The sequence below is a fragment of the Neorhizobium sp. DAR64872/K0K18 genome, assembly GCF_050500175.1.
In the GTDB taxonomy this organism is placed as follows: domain Bacteria; phylum Pseudomonadota; class Alphaproteobacteria; order Rhizobiales; family Rhizobiaceae; genus Neorhizobium; species Neorhizobium soli.
This window is the reverse complement of record NZ_CP191446.1, coordinates 3176235-3195407: the sequence shown is the minus strand read 5'-3', so window position 1 is coordinate 3195407 and position 19173 is coordinate 3176235. Positions and strand designations below refer to the sequence as shown.

The 19173-nt window shown below is 61.3% G+C and carries 20 protein-coding genes; 11 read left to right on the top strand and 9 right to left on the bottom strand.

Features of this window, described 5'->3' with window-relative positions; all coding sequences use genetic code 11:
- Together ACQY1P_RS21090 and ffh are read right to left on the bottom strand one after the other, a co-directional pair.
- Entirely contained in the window at window positions 1-315 is a 315-nt protein-coding gene (locus ACQY1P_RS21090; RefSeq protein ID WP_062462309.1) for a chorismate mutase, read from the bottom strand.
- A 12-nt stretch (window positions 316-327) separates the two neighbouring features.
- Window positions 328-1905 (bottom strand): signal recognition particle protein, encoded by a 1578-nt coding sequence (gene ffh, locus ACQY1P_RS21085; RefSeq protein WP_113111705.1) that lies wholly within the window; start codon window positions 1903-1905, stop codon window positions 328-330.
- A gap of 406 nt (window positions 1906-2311) precedes the next feature.
- On the opposite strand from ffh, the gene ACQY1P_RS21080 reads away from it, so the two are divergent.
- From ACQY1P_RS21080 to ACQY1P_RS21050, 7 genes are all read left to right on the top strand, one after another.
- The gene (locus ACQY1P_RS21080; RefSeq protein ID WP_430255322.1) at window positions 2312-3385 is read left to right on the top strand and encodes an MBL fold metallo-hydrolase; all 1074 of its coding nucleotides are present in this window, start codon (window positions 2312-2314) and stop codon (window positions 3383-3385) included.
- A 63-nt stretch (window positions 3386-3448) separates the two neighbouring features.
- On the top strand, window positions 3449-4036 hold the full coding sequence (locus ACQY1P_RS21075; RefSeq protein ID WP_430255320.1) for a biliverdin-producing heme oxygenase: 588 nt from the start codon (window positions 3449-3451) through the stop codon (window positions 4034-4036).
- 112 nt (window positions 4037-4148) lie between these two features.
- The gene (dapF, locus tag ACQY1P_RS21070; RefSeq protein ID WP_430255318.1) at window positions 4149-5069 is read left to right on the top strand and encodes a diaminopimelate epimerase; all 921 of its coding nucleotides are present in this window, start codon (window positions 4149-4151) and stop codon (window positions 5067-5069) included.
- Entirely contained in the window at window positions 5066-6352 is a 1287-nt protein-coding gene (gene mtaB / locus ACQY1P_RS21065; protein WP_430255316.1) for a tRNA (N(6)-L-threonylcarbamoyladenosine(37)-C(2))-methylthiotransferase MtaB, read from the top strand. The genes dapF and mtaB overlap by 4 nt, the downstream gene beginning before the upstream one ends.
- 16 nt (window positions 6353-6368) lie before the next feature.
- A complete protein-coding gene (gene ftsY / locus ACQY1P_RS21060) occupies window positions 6369-7745 on the top strand; it encodes a signal recognition particle-docking protein FtsY (protein WP_430255314.1) in 1377 nt (458 codons plus the stop codon).
- A gap of 55 nt (window positions 7746-7800) precedes the next feature.
- Window positions 7801-8451, top strand: a complete 651-nt coding sequence (locus tag ACQY1P_RS21055) for a septation protein A (RefSeq protein ID WP_062462334.1) — start codon at window positions 7801-7803, stop codon at window positions 8449-8451.
- An 8-nt stretch (window positions 8452-8459) separates the two neighbouring features.
- Window positions 8460-9035 carry a DUF2585 domain-containing protein gene (locus ACQY1P_RS21050; protein ID WP_430256753.1) on the top strand — a complete coding sequence of 192 codons (576 nt, stop codon included), beginning with the start codon at window positions 8460-8462 and terminating at the stop codon, window positions 9033-9035.
- A gap of 36 nt (window positions 9036-9071) precedes the next feature.
- On the opposite strand, the gene ACQY1P_RS21045 is transcribed toward ACQY1P_RS21050, so the two are convergent.
- From ACQY1P_RS21045 to ccmA, 5 genes are read right to left on the bottom strand one after another with little or no spacing between them, the layout of a single operon-like run.
- Window positions 9072-9686, bottom strand: coding sequence for a DsbE family thiol:disulfide interchange protein (locus ACQY1P_RS21045; protein ID WP_430255312.1), 615 nt, complete (start codon window positions 9684-9686; stop codon window positions 9072-9074).
- Window positions 9683-9856 carry a heme exporter protein CcmD gene (gene ccmD / locus ACQY1P_RS21040; protein ID WP_430255310.1) on the bottom strand — a complete coding sequence of 58 codons (174 nt, stop codon included), beginning with the start codon at window positions 9854-9856 and terminating at the stop codon, window positions 9683-9685. Before ccmD ends, ACQY1P_RS21045 begins: the two co-directional genes overlap by 4 nt.
- A 1-nt stretch (window position 9857) precedes the next feature.
- On the bottom strand, window positions 9858-10640 hold the full coding sequence (locus ACQY1P_RS21035) for a heme ABC transporter permease (protein WP_430255308.1): 783 nt from the start codon (window positions 10638-10640) through the stop codon (window positions 9858-9860).
- Between the two features lie 40 nt (window positions 10641-10680).
- A complete protein-coding gene (ccmB, locus tag ACQY1P_RS21030) occupies window positions 10681-11340 on the bottom strand; it encodes a heme exporter protein CcmB (protein WP_113111713.1) in 660 nt (219 codons plus the stop codon).
- Window positions 11340-11984 carry a heme ABC exporter ATP-binding protein CcmA gene (ccmA, locus tag ACQY1P_RS21025; protein WP_430255306.1) on the bottom strand — a complete coding sequence of 215 codons (645 nt, stop codon included), beginning with the start codon at window positions 11982-11984 and terminating at the stop codon, window positions 11340-11342. Before ccmA ends, ccmB begins: the two co-directional genes overlap by 1 nt.
- A gap of 281 nt (window positions 11985-12265) precedes the next feature.
- On the opposite strand from ccmA, the gene acnA reads away from it, so the two are divergent.
- The 4 genes from acnA (at window position 12266) to ACQY1P_RS21005 (ending at window position 17584) form a co-directional block, all read left to right on the top strand.
- Complete coding sequence (gene acnA / locus ACQY1P_RS21020; protein ID WP_062462356.1) at window positions 12266-14959, top strand: aconitate hydratase AcnA; 2694 nt, start codon at window positions 12266-12268, stop codon at window positions 14957-14959.
- 226 nt (window positions 14960-15185) lie between these two features.
- Entirely contained in the window at window positions 15186-15923 is a 738-nt protein-coding gene (locus ACQY1P_RS21015) for a sulfite exporter TauE/SafE family protein (RefSeq protein ID WP_062462359.1), read from the top strand.
- A gap of 177 nt (window positions 15924-16100) precedes the next feature.
- Entirely contained in the window at window positions 16101-16868 is a 768-nt protein-coding gene (locus ACQY1P_RS21010; RefSeq protein ID WP_062462362.1) for a DUF1223 domain-containing protein, read from the top strand.
- Window positions 16869-17194: 326 nt separating this feature from the next.
- Window positions 17195-17584 carry a DUF2794 domain-containing protein gene (locus tag ACQY1P_RS21005; RefSeq protein WP_062462366.1) on the top strand — a complete coding sequence of 130 codons (390 nt, stop codon included), beginning with the start codon at window positions 17195-17197 and terminating at the stop codon, window positions 17582-17584.
- Between the two features lie 6 nt (window positions 17585-17590).
- Here ACQY1P_RS21005 and ACQY1P_RS21000 read toward each other — a convergent pair whose 3' ends face one another.
- Both ACQY1P_RS21000 and ACQY1P_RS20995 read right to left on the bottom strand, forming a co-directional pair.
- Window positions 17591-18148 (bottom strand): GNAT family N-acetyltransferase, encoded by a 558-nt coding sequence (locus tag ACQY1P_RS21000; protein WP_325265496.1) that lies wholly within the window; start codon window positions 18146-18148, stop codon window positions 17591-17593.
- Window positions 18149-18271: 123 nt separating this feature from the next.
- Complete coding sequence (locus ACQY1P_RS20995) at window positions 18272-19018, bottom strand: Bax inhibitor-1/YccA family protein (protein WP_062581634.1); 747 nt, start codon at window positions 19016-19018, stop codon at window positions 18272-18274.
- Window positions 19019-19173: the final 155 nt, after the last annotated feature.

The following is a 19173-nucleotide window of genomic DNA, read 5'->3' as shown; positions in this document are numbered from 1 at the left end:
TTAAGCTGTTTCCTTACCGCCGTGTTCGGCGGCGATGGCTTCATGATGCCGGATGACTTCCTTGATGACGAAGTTCAGGAACTTCTCGGCGAAATCCGGGTCCAGATGAGCGTCGTCGGCCAGGCGGCGAAGGCGTTCGATCTGGTATTCCTCGCGCGCCGGGTCTGCCGGCGGCAAATCGTATTGGGCTTTGAGGACGCCCACTTCCTTGGTGCAGCGAAAGCGTTCCGCCAGCATATGCACCAGTGCCGCATCGATATTGTCGATCGACTGGCGGTAGCTTGAAAGCTTTGCCTTGATCTCAGGGTCAACCATCGCGTCCTCCCCTCACTTCTTCTTGCCAGGCAGGCCGGGAAGACCCGGGAAGCCGCCAAGGCCGGGGAGCTTTCCTCCACCGAGACCCGGCATTCCGCCACCGAGACCCGGCATGGAGCCAGGCTTCATGCCGGCAGCTTCGGCCTGCTTCTGCAGGGCTTCCAGCTGCTTGGGATCGAGCTTGGAAAGATCGGGCATGCCGCCCATTCCACCCATTCCGCCGCCCATACCACCAAGACCCATCTTGCCGGCAAGGCCGCCCATCATCTGCTTCATCATGCCGCCCTTGCCCTTGCCGCCCATCATTTTCATCATGTCGGCCATCTGGCGGTGCATTTTCAGCAGCTTGTTGATTTCGGACGCGTCCGTGCCGGAGCCGGCTGCGATGCGCTTCTTGCGGGAGTGCTTCAGCATATCCGGGTTCGAGCGTTCGGCCTTCGTCATCGAGCCGATGATGGCGATCTGGCGGTCGAACATCTTGTCGCTCATGCCGGATGCGGCAAGCTTGTCCTTCATGCCGGCCATGCCGGGCATCATTCCCATGATGCCGCCCATGCCGCCGAGCGACTTCATCTGGCGCAGCTGGTCGGCGAGATCGTTCAGGTCGAACTTGCCCGACTGCATCTTCTTGGCCATCGCCGCTGCTTTTTCAGCGTCGATGTTTTCGGCTGCCTTTTCGACCAGGCTGACGATGTCGCCCATGCCGAGAATACGGTCGGCGATGCGGCGGGGATGGAACTCTTCGAGTTCGTTCATCCGTTCGCCGACACCGATCAGCTTGATCGGCTTGCCGGTGACGGCACGCATCGAAAGTGCTGCACCGCCGCGGCCATCGCCATCCATGCGGGTCAGAACGAGGCCGGTAATGCCGACGCGTTCGTCGAAATTGCGGGCCAGATTGACGGCGTCCTGGCCGGTCAGTGAGTCGGCGACCAGCAGGATTTCATGCGGGTTGGACTTCCGCTTGATTTCCGCCATTTCGGCCATCAGCGGTTCGTCGATATGCGTGCGGCCGGCGGTGTCGAGGATGACGACGTCGTGGCCACCAAGCTTGGCCGCCTGGACGGCGCGCGCGGCGATATCGGTCGGCGACTGGCCGGCAATGATCGGCAGCGTATCGACGCCGGTCTGGACGCCGAGCTGGCGCAACTGTTCCTGGGCTGCCGGACGTCGCGTATCGAGCGACGCCATCAGCACCTTTTTCTTTTCGCGGTCGGTCAACCGCTTGGCGATCTTGCCTGATGTCGTGGTTTTACCCGAACCCTGCAGACCGACCATCATGATGACAACAGGGGCCGCGGCATGCAGGCTGATGCCGACGCCTTCGGTCCCGAGCATTTCGACCAGTTCGTCATGGACGATCTTGACGACCATCTGGCCGGGCTTGATCGATTTCAGAACCTCGGCGCCGACGGCCTTTTCACGAACCTTGTCGGTAAAGGCGCGCACCACTTCCAGCGCCACGTCGGCTTCCAGAAGCGCACGGCGAACCTCGCGCAGGGCGGCGGATACATCCGCTTCGCTCAATGCGCCACGGCCGGTCAGTCCATTCAGAATGGAGCCAAGACGGTCCTGGAGGTTTTCGAACATCGTGTATTCCTTCTTCGTTTCCGGGTGCCCAAAAACGTCGGTTCTTTCGCCGGCAAATACAAGGCACCAAGGAGTACGCAAAGCCAAATAGCACCCGAGGGCGCCACGCGCTGTCGGGTGTTGACCTCCGGGTTTCCGAATAGTTCGGCTCCCGGTCGGCGGCTCCAAGTTCTCGGACTTGTCAGCAGATTGCCGGGCTTAAACAGGAAATGGGGGTGGAAGTCAAGGCGCGCCGGGGTTTTGCCGCGGGCGAGGGCGTCCGCTGACGAGATGCCGGAGATCTGATGTTGCCGCAAGCTTCCGCCCGTGCGCGAATTGCCGTATTCTATAGGGGATATATGCGAACCTAGATAGAGGTGGCCTTGATGGCGCAGCTCTTGCAAACCCTGGTGATCGAACAGACCTCATGAAACGTCGCAATTTTCTCAAATGGTCCGGGATCGGCGCAGTGGTGGCCCTTGCCGGCGGGTTGACCGCACGAGGTGCCATGGCAGCCAACAGCTATTATTCCGGGCCGGTGTCCGATCACTTCGACGGAACGCATTTCTTCAATCCCGGCGGAGAGGAGCCGCGTGGAACGTTCGACCTCCTGCGCTGGAAGTTCGGCAACGGCAATATTCCCTGGCCGGACACGTTTGCCAGCCCGTTTCCGCAGGCCGTGCCGGAGACGCGCGTGACCGGCAATCGTCTTGTCGTCACCATGGTCGGCCATGCGTCGCTGCTGATCCAGGTTGCCGGCGTCAATATTCTGACCGATCCGGTCTGGTCGGAGCGTGCCAGTCCGGTCTCCTTCGCCGGGCCCAAGCGGGTCAATCCGCCGGGTATCCGCATCGGTGATCTGCCGCCGATTGATATCGTGCTCGTCACCCACAATCACTACGACCACTTGGATCTCGAGACGCTGTGGGTGCTTGAGGGCCGCGACAAGCCGCATTTCATCACGCCGCTCGGCAATGATGCGATCATCCGCTCGAAGGTTCCGGATGCGAAGATCACGGTCATGGACTGGGGCGGCAGCGAGACTGTCGCGCCCGGCGTCGTGTTTCACTGCGAGCCCTGCCATCACTGGTCGGCGCGGGGTCTCGGCGACCGGCGCAAGGCATTGTGGGCGGCCTTCGTGTTTGAAACGCCGGCCGGCAAGGTCTATCATGTGGGCGATACCGGATTTCACGAGGGCGTCAACTATCGCGCCGCGGGCAGTAAGCATGGTCCTTTCCGCCTCGCGAACCTGCCGTTCGGCGCCTATGAGCCGCGCTGGTTCATGAAGGCGCAGCATCAGGATCCGCAGGAAGCCGTCGAAGGTATGCAGCTTTGCGGAGCCTCCTTTGTTGCCGGGCATCATTGGGGCACGGTCAAGCTGACGGACGAGGGCATCGACCAGCCGGTCGAGGCGCTGTTTGCGGCGCTCGACAGTCGTGGTATTGCGCGTGAACGATTCCGGCCGATGCGGGCAGGTGAGGTTTTCGACGTTCCGGCGTGACGGAGCTTGACGAGCCGCTCCACAGTTTGCTTGATGCGGAAACATGAGTGAATGGGGCAAGATATGCAGATCGAACTGGACCGCCTGACGGACGCTACTCGCATCCAGCGCCTCAAGGCGCAGACAGCGGGTACGCATGATACGCTCGACAAGCGGATCATGCGGGCGGAGCCATTCGCCAATCGCGAGCGCTATGCCTTGTTTCTCGACGTCCAGCATCGGTTTCACGCCGATGTCGCGCCGCTTTACGCTGCCGCCGAACTCAACCGGCTGCTGCCCGGCCTTGCCGAGCGTTGCCGGCTGGAAGCGCTTCGCCACGACATCGCGGATCTCGGCGGCGTGCCGGAACAGCTGGGATCGACGACCGGCCCCCTGAACCCTGCGACCGCGCTTGGCTGGCTCTACGTCGCCGAAGGCTCCAATCTCGGGGCAGCCCTCCTGCGCAAGGAAGCGGCCAAGCTCGGGTTGTCCGACGATTTCGGTGCGCGGCATCTGGCCGGCCACACGGACGGTCGCGGCCTGCACTGGCGCAATTTCGTTTCGGCCTATAACGAGCTTCTGCTGACCGAGGCAGAGGAACTTGAGGCAGCAGAAGGTGCCAAGGCGGCGTTCCGCCGGGTGCATGCGCTGGTCGACCAGATCTTCGGATGACACGATCGGAGAATGGCGCTCGCCGCACAAGTTGCGCGCGCTACTGGCAATTCATGGCGTTTTCCGCCATATACGGCCGATGACCGGTAAATTACCGCACGGGTTGGCAATCATGGCAGAACAGGTCGAATTTGCGCGCATGAACGGGCTTGGCAACAAGATCCTGGTCATCGACATGCGCGGTCGCGCCGACAAGGTCACGCCGGAAGCAGCCGTTGCGCTCAACGCGGATGCTGCGACCCAGTTCGACCAGATCATGGCGATCCACGATCCGAAGATAGCGGGTACCGACGCGTTCATCGACATCCTGAACTGCGACGGCAGCAAGGCCCAGGCCTGCGGCAACGGCACGCGCTGCGTCGTGCAGGCCTTGAGCTCCGAGACTGGCCGCAAGGTTTTCACCTTCCAGACGGTTGCCGGCATTCTCAATGCGCGTGAGCACGAGGATGGCACGATCTCGGTCGATATGGGCAAGCCGGCCTTTGCCTGGGACAAGATCCCGTTGTCTGAAGAATTCTACGATACCAGCCGGATCGAGCTGCAGATCGGCCCGATCGATGCGCCGATCCTGCATTCGCCGTCCGCAATGGCGATCGGCAATCCGCATGCGATCTTCTGGGTTGATCGCGACCCGATGGACTTCGATCTGGAACGGTTCGGACCGCTTCTCGAAAACCATCCGATCTTTCCGGAAAAGGCGAATATCACCCTGGCGCAGGTGACATCGGAAACGTCGCTGCGCACCCGCACGTGGGAACGCGGCGCGGGTCTGACGCTTGCCTGCGGCTCTGCCGCCTGTGCCGCCGGCGTCTCCGCTGCGCGCACCGGCCGCACGGGTCGCACCGTGACCATCGATGTTGCCTCGGCGCCCACCCGGCAGCCGCTCGTCATCGAGTGGCGTGAAGACGATCACGTGGTGATGACTGGTCCAGCGGAATGGGAATGGTCCGGCAAGGTCGATCCGGTCACCGGTGAATTTTCGCGCGACGAGGATGTGGGGCAGGGCGCTTACCAAGGGGCGAAGGTCCATTGAGTGGCGTCGAGGTCATCACCTTTGGCTGTCGGCTGAACACCTACGAATCGGAAGTGATGCGGGCGGAGGCCGAAAAGGCAGGGCTCAACAATGCCGTGCTGGTCAATACCTGTGCGGTAACCTCCGAAGCCGTGCGCCAGGCCCGCCAGACGATCCGCCGCGTGCGTCGTGACAATCCTCATGCCCGCATCGTCGTCACGGGTTGCGCCGCCCAGACCGAGAAGCAGACGTTTGCCGACATGCCCGAAGTGGACATGGTGCTCGGCAACGAGGAAAAGCTGAAGAGCCAATCCTACCGCGCGCTTCCGGATTTCGGCGTGTCGTCGGAAGAGAAACTTCGCGTCAACGACATCATGAGCATCAAGGCGACGGCGCCGCAGATGATCCGCCATATCGACGGACACGTGCGGGCCTTCATCCAGGTCCAGAACGGCTGCGACCATCGCTGCACCTTCTGCATCATCCCTTATGGTCGCGGTAATTCCCGTTCGGTGCCAATGGGCGCGGTCGTCGAACAGGCGCGCCGGCTTGTCGAAGGCGGGTATCGCGAGATCGTGCTGACCGGCGTCGATGCCACCAGCTACGGCGGCGACCTTCCCGGCCAGCCGACGCTCGGTCTTCTTGCGAAGACGCTTCTGAAGCAGGTGCCTGATATCCTGCGGCTGCGGCTGTCGTCGATCGACAGTATCGAGGCGGACAATCACCTCTGGGATCTGATCGCCGACGAGCCGCGCTTCATGCCGCACCTGCACCTCTCGCTGCAGCATGGCGACGACATGATCCTGAAGCGGATGAAACGCCGCCACAGTCGCCGCGAAGCCTTGGACTTTGTCGAGCAGGCACGGCGCCTGCGGCCCGAGATCGCATTCGGCGCCGACATGATCGCCGGATTTCCGACCGAGACGGAAGAGATGTTTGAGAATTCGGCGACGCTTGCGCAGGACGCCGGCATTTCCTTTCTGCATGTTTTCCCCTATAGCCCGCGTCCCGGAACGCCGGCCGCGCGGATGCCGCAGCTCGACCGGGCAGTGGTCAAGGAGCGTGCAGCACGGCTTCGTGCAACGGGCGAAGCGTTGCATAAAGCCCATCTCGACCGCATGGTGGGGACCGAACAGATCGTCATCGTCGAAAACAACGGCATGGCGCATACCGAAAACTTTTCGCTGGTCGCCGTGCCGGGGCTGGTTCCCCGGGACATCCAGCGCATTATGATAACTGGCCATAACGGCAAACATCTCGACATGCGGGTCATGGCCGCTCCCGCCACAGAGCGGGCGGCCTGACCGGAACGGATTTCTTATGGCACTGAGTTTCATCAAACGCGTCTTCACCTTCGGCGACGTCCCCCCCGAACAACAGGTCGAAGATCGCGCTCCGGCACCGATCAGCGAAGCGGAATCCGTTCAGGCGGAGCTTGAACCAAAGACGCGCGCGGAAGACCTGCCCGTCGCCGCTGTCGATCCGGTGGCCGCGATCGAGATGGAGACTGCCGGCGGACCGGCGTCGGATGCGCCGGCCGACATGGCTGACGTCGACGAGCCGGTTTCCGAGGCTGCCGCAGAGGACGAGGGTGCCATTCTCCCGGGTGTCGAGGAAACCTCCGAACTCGGGCTCGTGCCACTGTCGCTGCTGGAAGCGGAAGCGGCCGCAGATGTCGATTCCGCTCCACTGCCGACGCCCGTTCTTCCCAAGGGCTTTTCCACCGCCAGTGCGGCACCGGAGACGGTCACCATCGTGCCGCCGGCCAAACTCACCTGGTTCCAGCGTCTGCGCGAAGGCCTGTCGCGGACTTCGTCGCAGCTCACCGGCCAGATCGCGGCGCTGTTTACCAAGCGCAAGCTGGACGACCAGACGCTCGAGGATCTCGAGGATCTGTTGATCCAGGCCGATCTCGGCGTCGAGACCGCCATGCGGATCACCGGCACGCTGTCTTCCGAACGCTACGGCAAGGACGTGACCGGCGAGGATGTGTCGCGCATCATGTCGGCGGAGATCACCAGGGTGCTGACGCCGGTTGCCAAGCCGTTGCAGCTCGATCTCAGCCACAAGCCGCATGTCATTCTCGTCGTCGGCGTCAACGGCACCGGCAAGACGACGACGATCGGCAAGCTGGCGGCAAAACTTTCGGGCTCGGGGCTGAAGGTGATGCTGGCCGCCGGCGATACGTTCCGTGCCGCTGCCATCGAGCAGCTGAAAATCTGGGCCGACCGGACGGGATCGCAGTTCATCGGCACCAAGCTCGGCGCCGATGCGGCGGGTCTTGCCTATGACGCGTTCGAGCAGGCGCGTGCCAACAAGTCGGACGTGCTGATCATCGACACGGCCGGCCGGTTGCAGAACAAGACAGAGCTGATGGCGGAACTCGAAAAGATCGTTCGCGTGCTGAACAAGCTCGATCCGGACGCGCCGCATACGGTGCTGCAGACGCTCGATGCGACCACCGGCCAGAACGCGATGAACCAGGTCGAGATCTTCCGCAATATCGCCGGCGTCAGCGGTCTGATCATGACCAAGCTCGACGGCACCGCGCGCGGCGGTATCCTCGTCGCGATTGCTGCCAAGCACAAGCTGCCGGTCTATTTCGTCGGTGTGGGCGAAGGGGTCGACGATCTCGAGCCTTTCGAGGCGAAGGATTTTGCCGAAGCAATCGCCGGGCTGGCGCCCGCGCCGCATTGATGACACACAGAAACGAATTTGCTCCAGGCAATTACTGGCTTTAAAGTTGGACCCCATGCAGACGATTGAAAGCGACACCAAGCCGACCAAGGAAGAAAAGCAGCATCCGGGCCTGAAAATGGCGCTGGAGCTCGGGCCGCTCCTGGTGTTCTTCTTCGGCAACCTGCGCGGCGAATGGCTGGTGCAGAAATTCCCGGCGCTTTCGGCCGTCGGCGGCCCGCTTCTGGTGGCAACCGCGCTGTTCATGGTCGCCACGGTGATCTCGCTGGTGATCTCCAAGATCGTCTTCAAGCATCTGCCGGTCATGCCCTTCGTGTCGGGCGTGGTCGTCATGGTGTTCGGGTCGCTGTCAATCTGGCTGCAGGACGAAACCTTCATCAAGATGAAGCCGACCATCGTCAACACGCTGTTCGGCGTGGTGCTGCTCGGCGGGCTTTTCTTCGGCAAGTCGCTGCTCGGCTATGTCTTCAATGCCGCCTTCAGCCTGAATGAAGAGGGCTGGAGAAAGCTCACCCTGCGCTGGGGGATCTTCTTCCTGTTTCTCGCCGTGCTCAACGAAGTGGTCTGGCGCAATTTCTCCGACGAGGCCTGGGTCAACTTCAAGGTCTGGGGCACGATGCCGATCACCATCCTGTTCACGCTGTCGCAGATGCCGCTGATCATGCGGCACTCCGTCGAAGAGCCGAAATCAGGTTCCGAGGTGTGACTGCCGGGGTGCTGCCCTCAAGCGGTTCATCCGGACGACGCTGGCTTGTGGCGGCGCTGGTCCTGTATGTGGCGCAGATCGCCATTCTCTACGCGATGGGCCGCATTCCGATCTGCGAATGCGGCTACATCAAACTGTTCGAGCCTGATGTGAATTCGTCAGGCAATTCCCAGCATTTGGGGGACTGGTATGTGCCGTCCCACATCATCCACGGCTTTTTGTTCTACGGGCTCGGCTGGCTGATCCTGCGCCGGGCGTCGGTGCCGGCCCGCTTCTCGCTTGCCGTCCTCCTCGAGGCCGCGTGGGAGATCGCCGAAAATTCCCCTGTCATCATCGATCGCTACCGGACCGCGACGATGGCGCTCGGTTATTCGGGCGACAGCATCATCAACTCGGCGATGGATACGGTGTTCATGGCGCTCGGCTTCGTAGTTGCCGCACGCGCGCCCGTCTGGCTCACGGTGTGCATCGCCCTGTTCTTCGAACTCTTCACCGGCTTGCTGATCCGCGACAACCTCGTCCTCAACGTGCTGATGCTGGTCTGGCCCGTCGATGCAATCAAGGTCTGGCAAAACGCGGTTTGAGGCGTTGAACAAGGTTCAGAATCAGCAAGTGCTGGTTCATCCTTTTCCCGCTGCCGCTTTCTCGATGGCTGGTAGCAGATCCTGGGTGACGCTGCGGGTGTCGAAGGGGCCGACCTTCTTGTAGAGGATCGTGCCGTCGGGGCCGACCAGATAGCTTTCCGGAATGCCGTAGACGCCCCAATCGATCGCGGACTTGCCGTTCGGATCGATGCCGATCGCCTTGTAGGGGTTGCCGAGCTCGCCGAGGAAGCGCAGCGCGTTGTCGTTGCGGTCCTTGTAGTTGATGCCGACGATGGTGAGCCGGCTGTCTTCTGCCAGCTGCTTCAGGATCGGATGTTCCTGCCGGCAGGGTACGCACCAGGAGGCGAAAACATTGACCAGCGTCAGTTTGCCGGCAATGGCCGGTGAGGTCAGCGCCGCGGTCTGCGAGCCCTCGAGAGGCGGCAGCGCCAGAGACGGCGCTTTCTTGCCGATCAGGGCTGACGGAATGGCGGAGATGTCGCGTCCGTTGACGTCCTGGTCGTAGAGCATCTTGCCGGCGATTGCGGCAAAACCTGCGAAGGCAAGAAGCGGGATAAGCGCGAAGGCATAACGGGCAAGACCGCGGCGTTTCGGCGGGATGTCTTGCGAGGACGAGGGTTCGGCGGTCATGCCTTGCCGCCTTCCGGGGTCTTTGCCGAGCGGCGGCGGATGCCGGCGGCTTCGAGCTGCGCAAGTTCCCGGCGGCGGGCGCGGCCATCGAGCCAGACCCAGGCGATCAGACAGAGCGAGATGAGGCCGGCAATTCCATAGGACATGGCGATATAGAATGTGTGGCTCATGTCAGGTGCTCTTCTCGATCGTCAGGCCTGGCTTGTCGCCTGCCATTCTTGCTGCCATCCGGCGCTGCGCGGACACGCGGCGACGCCAGATCTCGTTGCGCATGGCAGCGATGTGCAGGGTGAAGAACAGCATCGTGAAGGCAAGTGCCATGACAAGCAGCGGCCGCAGGAACGACGCGTCGATGCTCGATCCGCCCATGCGAATGACGCTTGCCGGCTGATGCAGCGTGTTCCACCAGTCGACCGAGAATTTGATGATCGGAATGTTTACGAAGCCGACGAGGATGAGGATGGCGCAAAGGCGGGCGGCCTTGCCCGGATCGTCCATGGCGCGGTTGAGCGCGATCAGGCCGAGATACATCAGGAAAAGCACGAAGACGGAGGTGAGACGCGCATCCCAGACCCACCAGGTTCCCCACATCGGCTTTCCCCAGAGAGAGCCGGTGGCAAGTGCGATCAGCGTGAAGGCGGCGCCAAGCGGGGCAGCGGTCTTGTGGGCAACGTCCGCCAGGGGATGGCGCCAGACCAGCGTGCCGATCGCCGAAAGCGCCATCACCGTGTAGCACATCATCGACAGCCATGCCGCGGGCACATGCACATACATGATGCGGACCGTCAGCCCCTGCTGATAGTCGCCTTCGCCGGCAAAGCTCAGATAGAGGCCTGCTGCAAACAGGATCGCGGTGACCGCTGCAAGCCAGGGCAGGACGCGCGACGCCAGGCCTAAAAACCGGGTCGGGTTGGCGAGATCGCTGAATTTGGTGATGGCAAGGCTTTCGGACATCTGGGTTTTCTACTTCAGGGCGAAAAGAAGTTCCATCTAATCAATCGTCGGCGTTTCGCAAAGCGAGCGCTGCGCCAAGGGGCCCAAGCACTGCAAAAAACATCGTGATTGCCACCAGTATCAGAAAAGGCGGCAGGAATGGAGCGGGATCCTCCACCGCCGCATAGGAGGCGCTGACCCCGAAGATCAGCACTGGCACGGCAAGAGGCAGGACGAGGATCGAGACAAGCAGCCCGCCGCGCGGCAGGGTGACCGCAACAGCTGCGCCGACGGCACCGATAAAGGTGAGCGCCGGCGTGCCGACCAGAAGCGTCAGCATGGTGGCGCCGATCGCCACTTCGTCCATGTTCATGAACAGGCCAAGCAGCGGCGAGGCGATGACCAGCGGCAGGCCGTTGCCGATCCAGTGGGCCAGGCATTTGACGAGCACGGTCAGAACGAGCGGATGCTCCTGCATCAGCATCAGGTCCAGCGATCCATCCTCGCGGTCGGTCTGGAACATCCGGTCGAGGCCGAGCAGGGCGGAGAGGAGCGCTCCGATCCAGACGATCGCCGGACCGATTCGCGACAGGAGGTTGAGATCGGGACCGACACCGAAGGGAATGACGGCGACAACGGTGATGAAAAACAGGACGCCGATCAGCGCCCCACCGCCGGCACGGACGGAAAGCTTCAGGTCGCGCAGGAGGAGTGCGGTCATCACCAGACCTCCGCCGCAAAACCGGCAAATCCTGCCATCTTCAATTCCTGCGCGCTCTCAAGCCCGAGCGGCTGGTGGGTGGCGGCGATGAGGATGCCGCCGGTGCGCAGATGTGATTCGATCAGCCCGGTGAACACGCGTTCCGCACTCACGTCGAGGGCTGCGGTCGGTTCGTCGAGGATCCAGACCGGCCGAAAGGAGACGAGAAGCTTGGCAAATGCCATGCGCCGCTGTTGGCCCGCGGAAAGATATCCGAACGGCAGATGGGTGATGTCGGAAAGGCCGACCGCATCGGCTGCTTCGTCGACAGAAAGAGACTCGCCCTGCGGCGAATGGCCGAAAAACTGCTGCCAGAATGTCAGGTTTTCATACACTGAAAGTTCGGCTTTCATGGCATTGCGGTGGCCGAGGTAATGGCAGGCTTCTGCTGCCCGCATGCCCTTGTCAGCAGTCTCTGCCTGCCATGTGACGGTGCCGCTTTCGGGGCGCAGGAGGCCTGCCACGACGCGCAGGAGCGTGGATTTGCCCGATCCGTTTTTCCCCGTCAGAACAAGGCTTTCGCCGCCAGACAGTGCGAAGGAGACGCCCTGGAAGATCAGATCTTCGCCGCGCCGGGCGCTCAGATTTTCGGCAATCAGCCGCATATGGTCTATGCCTTTTCGGGCCGGATTAAGCCTTCGATCACATCGCTGCCAAAAAATGTTTGGCGACCTGCGTCAAAGTGTCTGGAACGCTTCTTAGAAATTATCTATAAGCATCGCAACACGCCAGCGGCCGGCGTGATTTTCATCTAGCGCCGAACTTGAGGATCTTCAAAAGTCCTTTCGTGCGGACAGCGGAAATGGTCGTACCCGCATCCTGATGTGCATGAAGTGCATAGGCGTCCGCACGCGCGTGTTGGCTCTTACATCAGCGGGGTTTATCCGTGGCTAAATCTGTCGACAGTTTCAATTGTCGCTCCGTCCTTACCGTAGGCGGTAAGGACTATGTCTATTACAGCCTTCCGAAAGCCGAGCAGAATGGTCTGCCGGACGTTTCCAAGCTGCCCTTCTCGATGAAGGTTCTGCTTGAAAACCTGTTGCGCTTCGAAGACGGAAAGTCCGTTACCAAGGACCAGATCCTGTCGGTTGCCGAATGGCTCAACAACAAGGGTCTGGCCGAGGCTGAGATCGCTTATCGTCCAGCCCGCGTGCTGATGCAGGACTTCACCGGCGTTCCGGCAGTCGTCGATCTCGCAGCCATGCGCGACGGCATCAAGGCACTCGGCGGCGATCCTGAAAAGATCAACCCGCTGGTTCCGGTCGATCTCGTCATCGACCACTCGGTCATCGTCGACGAATTCGGCACGCCGACCGCTTTTGCCCGCAACGTCGAGCTCGAATACGAGCGCAACGGCGAGCGCTACCGCTTCCTCAAGTGGGGCCAGCAGGCGTTCAAGAATTTCCGCGTCGTTCCGCCCGGCACCGGCATCTGCCACCAGGTGAACTTCGAATATCTCGGCCAGACGGTCTGGACCAGTGAAGAGGACGGCGAAACCGTCGCTTATCCGGATACCTGCGTCGGCACCGATTCGCACACGACCATGATCAACGGTCTCGGCGTTCTCGGCTGGGGCGTCGGCGGTATTGAAGCGGAAGCCTCGATGCTCGGCCAGCCGGTCTCGATGCTTCTGCCTGAAGTCATCGGCTTCAAGCTGACCGGCAAGCTCAAGGAAGGCGTTACCGCGACCGACCTCGTGCTGACAGTCGTGCAGATGCTGCGCAAGAAGGGCGTGGTTTCCAAGTTCGTCGAATTCTTCGGCCCGGGCATGGACAACATGCCGGTCGCAGACCGCGCGACGATCGGCAACATGGGTCCGGAATACGGCGCGACTTGCGGCTTCTTCCCGGTCGATGCCGAAACCGTCAGCTACCTCCACATGTCGGGCCGCACCAAAGAGCGCATTGCGCTCGTCGAAGCCTATTCGAAGGCTCAGGGAATGTGGCGCGACACCGACGGTGCCGAGCTGGTCTTCACCGACACACTGGAACTCGACCTCAACGACGTCGTACCGTCGATGGCCGGCCCGAAGCGTCCGGAAGGTCGCATCTCGCTCGAGAACATCGCCTCCGGTTTTGCCGGCTCGATGGACACCGACTACAAGAAGCCGGGCCAGCTTGAAAACCGCTACCCGGTTGAAGGCACGGATTACGATCTCGGTCATGGCGATGTGGCGATTGCCGCCATCACGTCCTGCACCAACACATCCAACCCGTCGGTGCTGATCGCGGCTGGCCTTCTCGCCCGCAACGCAGTCGCCAAGGGTCTGACGTCCAAGCCGTGGGTAAAGACGTCGCTTGCACCGGGATCGCAGGTTGTTGGCGAATATCTCGCCAAGTCCGGCCTGCAGGATTCGCTCGATGCGATCGGCTTTAACCTCGTCGGCTTCGGCTGCACGACCTGCATCGGCAATTCCGGTCCTCTGCCGGCGCCGATCTCCAAGACGATCAACGACAAGGGTCTGATTGCTGCCGGCGTTCTTTCCGGCAACCGCAATTTCGAAGGCCGTATTTCGCCTGACGTCCAGGCCAACTACCTGGCTTCGCCGCCGCTCGTCGTCGCTTATGCGCTGGCCGGCTCGGTGCGCAAGGACCTGACCACGGAACCGCTCGGCATCGGCAGCGATGGCCAGCCGGTATTCCTCAAGGATGTCTGGCCGACCTCCAAGGAAGTTCAGGAGTTCATCCAGAAATACGTCACCCGCGAACTGTTCGAGAGCAAGTATGCGGACGTGTTCAAGGGCGACGAGAACTGGCAGGCAGTCCAGATCCCTGACGGCGACACCTATGCATGGGACGACAAGTCGACCTATGTGCAGAACCCGCCGTATTTCGTCGGCATGGGCAAGACGGGAACCGGTCTCAAGAACATCCACGGCGCACGCGTCCTTGGCCTGTTCGGCGACAAGATCACCACCGACCACATCTCGCCGGCCGGTTCGATCAAGGCTGCTTCGCCAGCCGGTGCTTACCTTTCGGAAAACGGCGTCGCCGTTGCCGACTTCAACCAGTACGGCACGCGTCGCGGCAATCATGAAGTCATGATGCGCGGCACGTTCGCCAACATCCGCATCCGCAACCACATGCTCGGCCCGAACGGCAAGGAAGGTGGCTACACCATCCACTATCCGTCCAAGGAAGAGATGTCGATCTACGATGCGGCCATGAAGTACAAGGATGAAGGCACGCCGCTGGTCATCTTTGCCGGCGTCGAATACGGCAACGGTTCCTCGCGTGACTGGGCTGCAAAGGGCACCAACCTGCTCGGCGTCAAGGCCGTCATCGCCCAGTCGTTCGAGCGTATCCACCGCTCCAACCTGGTCGGCATGGGCGTCGTTCCCTTCGTCTTCGAAGAGGGCGTGACCTGGGCTTCGCTCGACCTCAAGGGTGACGAGACGGTCGAGATCGTCGGTCTCGAAGGCGATATCAAGCCGCGCGAGTGGAAGATCGCAAAGATCACCTATGGCGACGGTTCGGTGAAGGAAATCAACATCCTCTGCCGCATCGATACGCTGGACGAGGTGATCTACATGAACAACGGCGGCATTCTGCAGACCGTTCTTCGCGATCTTGTCGCTTAATAAAAATCCTCCACCCGCCGGTCAGACCGGCGGGTGGACATTCTTTGACGGCGATCGGCTCACCCGCCTGGATGTGCTTTTCGCAAGACTTCGTCAGCCCAAACTCCTGGGCTGGAGAACCGGTTTTCCGACCTTGCATGTGCCGGGTCGCTCAATTCCCCTGACCAGCACGGGGATGCGGTGGTGAGCATTTCGCCTTGGCCACCGACGTTAAGGTCTTCATTCCTTGTCCCTCATCATTTTTATCGGCATGGCCGTTACGGTTTTCCTGACGTCGCTTCTGTCTGGGATTTTCGGCATGGCGGGCGGGCTGATCCTCTTGTGGGTCCTGCTGTTTCTCTATCCGGTCGGCACCGCCATCGCGATCCAGGGCGTCATCCAGATGGTCTCCAACGGATCCCGCGCCTGGTTCTCCCGTGCCTATATCGACTGGAAGATCCTCTCGATCCTGTGCTCTGGTGTCGCCGTTTCCGCCCTCATCCTGTTTCTGACGAGCTATATGCCAAGCCTGATCGTGGTTCTGATCGGTGTCGGCCTGATGCCTGTTCTCGTCTGGTTGCCGGTCAACAGGCTGCAGCTCGATGCGTCCCGTCCCTCGCATGCGTTTCTGGCTGGACTGCTGTCCGGCGGCATGACGATCAGCGTCGGCGTGGCAGGTCCGACGGTCGATATCTTCTTCATTCGCACAGAGATGGACCGGCGCAAGGTCATCGCCACCAAGGCGTCGATCCAGACGATCTCGCATCTGGCAAAGATCGCCTTCTACTGGGATGCCGCTTCGAACCTTCCGACCGTCGACATGGTGGCGGTGCTGATCGCCGCGCCGATCGCCATCCTGGGCGCTCGGGCGGGCAATGGTATCCTGCAAAAGATGACGGACGCCAATTTTCGGAGCTGGACCCGATGGGTGGTGACCGGCGTCGGCGCGGTCTACCTGACCCAGGGATTGCTGAGCTTTTTCTAACAGGCGGAACGGGCCGGACACGCGATCGCAGAGAGCGATCACATGTCGGATCCTCACCCGTTCGTGACTTCCTCTTGAACCGGTGCCGCGGTTACTTATCCGGCGTCCCACCGTTATGGCCTTGATTGCCCCTCGCAATCGTGGATAACAAACAACCTATCAAAGGGTTTGCCATTCATGCTGCTTCGTTTTCGCTCCATGGTCCTCGTTGCCGGTCTGCTGATAGCAGGCTCGGCTTCGGCAGGGGAATCGAAGGCCCCGAAGGGCGTCGTGGAACTGTTCACCTCGCAGGGCTGTGCCTCCTGTCCGCCTGCGGACACCACGTTCAGCCAGCTTGTGGCCCAGGGCGACGTCGTGGCGCTGTCCTATCACGTCGACTACTGGAACTATCTCGGCTGGACCGATACGCTTGCCTCCAAAGAGAATACCGAGCGTCAGTACGGCTATGCCAAGACGATGGGCCGCAGCGGCGTGTACACGCCGCAGGCCATCATCAACGGTCGCGACCATGTCAAAGGTACGGACCTGGTCGGCATCAACTCCAAGGTCGATGGTATGCGCAGCAAGGGAGAGGGGCTGGTTGTTCCCGTCTCGGCTGCCATGCACGGAGACGAGATCGAAATCGAGATCGGCGCCGGCAATGCACAGATACCGGCCGAGGCCGAAGTCGTCGTCGCCTACTTCACGAAGAAGCAGCAGGTCGAGGTGACGAAGGGCGAAAACAGCGGCAAGAACATGGATTACTGGCATAGCGTCTACGACGTGCAGTCCGTTGGCATGTGGAACGGCCAGACCATGTCGCTGAAGCTGCCAGGCAAGCTGATGGGCAAGTCCAAGAAGGACGGTTGCGCAATCCTGCTTCAGGCATCGGGCCCGAATGGCGAGCCGGCCGAGATCATCGGCGCAACAATCCTGATGGCCGGGCGCAAGAAGCTGGACGACTGACAGGGCATACCAACACCGCTCACCAGCAAGCTGGTCGCGGAGCGCCGCGCGCTCATTCTTTTCGACGGGAAGTTTGTTGGCGGCCCGGTCCAAATCCACTGGGGGGCTGGGGGTAAGGGTCAGCGAACCGAACCGGGCCAAATGGCGCTAAAGAACGCGCCAAACCAACATCTGCAATCTCGCTTGCAATTCGGGCGCTGTTTTGACCGAAATACGGCTTTCTCAGAAAACATCGCGGCAGCCGGTAACCTGGTATGGCAGCGTTGCAATTTCTAAAATGTCGGGGCACACTGTCACTGCATTGACATCTATGATTGGGAGTCTTGATGACCGATCAGCCTGAATTTCCGAGGGGCCACCGGCCTCACGATGCTGCCGTCGTCGTCAATCTCAGCGAATACCGACAGAGCCTCGATCCTGCGCCCGTGACATTTCACCGTCGAGAGCTCGACTCCATCCTGTGGATCTATGGTCGGATGGTGGGCGAGGGCGAGTGGAAGGATTACGCGATCGACCACCTGAAGGACAAGGCCGTCTTTTCGATCTTCAAGCGATCGGGAGAGCTGCCGCTGTTCAGGATCGAGAAGAACCCCAAGCTTGCCAACAAGCAGGGTGCCTATTCCGTCATCAACACGAACGGCGTGATCCTGAAGCGTGGTCACGAGCTGCCACAGGTGTTGAAAGTGTTCGACAAGGCGCTGAAGCTCATCGACTGAACTGGTTCACTCGGTGAACAGCGAACCGGGATAGACCGTCGGGTCAGGCGGTGTATCCCTAGCCTCGCCGAGTGCAATCTGCATCAGGACCGTGTCCAGCCACTGACCGTGCTTGAAGCCGGTGCCTTTCAGCGTACCGGTCATTTCGAAGCCTAGGCTCTTGTGGACCGCGACGGATGCGGGGCTTGCGCCACCGATCACGGCCACCATCTGGCGAAAGCCGAGCGCTGTGCAGCGGCTGAGCAGTTCCTGCAGCAGTGCCTTCCCGGCACCCTTTCCACGCGCCCCCGGAGAGAGATAGATCGAATCCTCTACCAGCCAGCGATAGGCCGGCCGCGTGCGGAAGGCGGATGCATAGGCATAGCCGATGAGGACGCCGGCGTCGTCGATGGCGGCGATGTAAGGATAGCCCTTCTCGCGGATGGCGTGGAAGCGCGCGGTCATCGCTTTCAGATCAGGCGGGGTGATCTCGTAGCTTGCGGTGCCGTTCAGCACACTGTCCCGGTAGATGGCCGTGATGGCGGGCAGGTCGTCGGTTGTGACGTCGCGAAGGTGCTGGGGCATGGCAGGACTTGGGGCTTGAGGTGAGGCAGCAAGCCTATGACGCAGCCTCCCGGCGGGCAACAAAAAAGGCGACCTTGCGGCCGCCTTCTTGTTTGTCGTCTGGTCTGTCTTCCACTTCGTGGATCAGTTGTTACGGTTGCCCATGAACTGAAGCAGGAAGGTGAACAGGTTGATGAAGTCGAGGTAGAGCGTCAGGGCGCCCATGATCGCCTTGCGGCCCATGACCGTCGCGTCATCCGCGTCGTAATACATTTCCTTGATCTTCTGCGTGTCGTAGGCGGTAAGGCCTGCGAAGATCAGCACGCCAATCGCGGAGATCGCGAAGCCGAGTGCCGAAGACGCCAGGAAGATGTTGACGATCGAGGCGATGATCAGGCCGAACAGGCCCATGATCAGGAACGAGCCCATTGCCGACAGGCTTCTCTTCGTCGTGTAGCCGTAGAGCGACAGAGCGCCGAACGAAGCTGCGGTCACGAAGAACGTCTGCACGATGCTCTGGCCGGTAAAGACCAGGAATATCGACGACAGCGAAAGACCCATCAGGGCAGCGTAGCCCCAGAAGGTTGCCTGGGCGGCGCTTACGCTCATCTTGTTGATCCTGAAGCTCAGGAAGAACACGACGGCGAGCGGCGACAGCATCACGACCCAGCGCAGCGGGCTTGCAAACAGCAGCTGGCCGAAGGGGGTCAGCTGGCCATCGGCGACGGCCATCTGCCAGGTCGCGAATGCCGCGATGCCGGTGATTGCCAGGCCGAGTGCCATCAGGTTGTAGACCTTGAGCATATAGGCGCGCAGGCCTTCATCGATCATCGCACCGGACTGCGCACCCGTCTGGGCGGCTCGGTTTTGATAGTTGTTGAAGTCAGCCATAGTATCCTCTTCAAGCTCCGGAATTTGTCACGGTGTCGGGCCCTAACGGTCAGACCCAGGCGCCGCTGCGGAGCCCAGCAAGCCTACCATCAAATATGAGGCGATAACCACGCCTATACAAGGGGGAAGGAACGCAATGGATCCCAAAGCTCCCG

What these genes read in the sequence shown, in the direction of transcription:
- ACQY1P_RS21090 (WP_062462309.1), bottom strand. Translation starts at nt 315, where the DNA reads ATGGTTGACCCTGAGATCAAGGCAAAGCTTTCAAGCTACCGCCAGTCG.
- ffh (WP_113111705.1), bottom strand. Translation starts at nt 1,905, where the DNA reads ATGTTCGAAAACCTCCAGGACCGTCTTGGCTCCATTCTGAATGGACTG.
- ACQY1P_RS21080 (WP_430255322.1), top strand. Translation starts at nt 2,312, where the DNA reads ATGAAACGTCGCAATTTTCTCAAATGGTCCGGGATCGGCGCAGTGGTG.
- ACQY1P_RS21075 (WP_430255320.1), top strand. Translation starts at nt 3,449, where the DNA reads ATGCAGATCGAACTGGACCGCCTGACGGACGCTACTCGCATCCAGCGC.
- dapF (WP_430255318.1), top strand. Translation starts at nt 4,149, where the DNA reads ATGGCAGAACAGGTCGAATTTGCGCGCATGAACGGGCTTGGCAACAAG.
- ftsY (WP_430255314.1), top strand. Translation starts at nt 6,369, where the DNA reads ATGGCACTGAGTTTCATCAAACGCGTCTTCACCTTCGGCGACGTCCCC.
- ACQY1P_RS21055 (WP_062462334.1), top strand. Translation starts at nt 7,801, where the DNA reads ATGCAGACGATTGAAAGCGACACCAAGCCGACCAAGGAAGAAAAGCAG.
- ACQY1P_RS21045 (WP_430255312.1), bottom strand. Translation starts at nt 9,686, where the DNA reads ATGACCGCCGAACCCTCGTCCTCGCAAGACATCCCGCCGAAACGCCGC.
- ccmD (WP_430255310.1), bottom strand. Translation starts at nt 9,856, where the DNA reads ATGAGCCACACATTCTATATCGCCATGTCCTATGGAATTGCCGGCCTC.
- ACQY1P_RS21035 (WP_430255308.1), bottom strand. Translation starts at nt 10,640, where the DNA reads ATGTCCGAAAGCCTTGCCATCACCAAATTCAGCGATCTCGCCAACCCG.
- ccmB (WP_113111713.1), bottom strand. Translation starts at nt 11,340, where the DNA reads ATGACCGCACTCCTCCTGCGCGACCTGAAGCTTTCCGTCCGTGCCGGC.
- ccmA (WP_430255306.1), bottom strand. Translation starts at nt 11,984, where the DNA reads ATGCGGCTGATTGCCGAAAATCTGAGCGCCCGGCGCGGCGAAGATCTG.
- ACQY1P_RS21010 (WP_062462362.1), top strand. Translation starts at nt 16,101, where the DNA reads ATGCTGCTTCGTTTTCGCTCCATGGTCCTCGTTGCCGGTCTGCTGATA.
- ACQY1P_RS21005 (WP_062462366.1), top strand. Translation starts at nt 17,195, where the DNA reads ATGACCGATCAGCCTGAATTTCCGAGGGGCCACCGGCCTCACGATGCT.
- ACQY1P_RS21000 (WP_325265496.1), bottom strand. Translation starts at nt 18,148, where the DNA reads ATGCCCCAGCACCTTCGCGACGTCACAACCGACGACCTGCCCGCCATC.
- ACQY1P_RS20995 (WP_062581634.1), bottom strand. Translation starts at nt 19,018, where the DNA reads ATGGCTGACTTCAACAACTATCAAAACCGAGCCGCCCAGACGGGTGCG.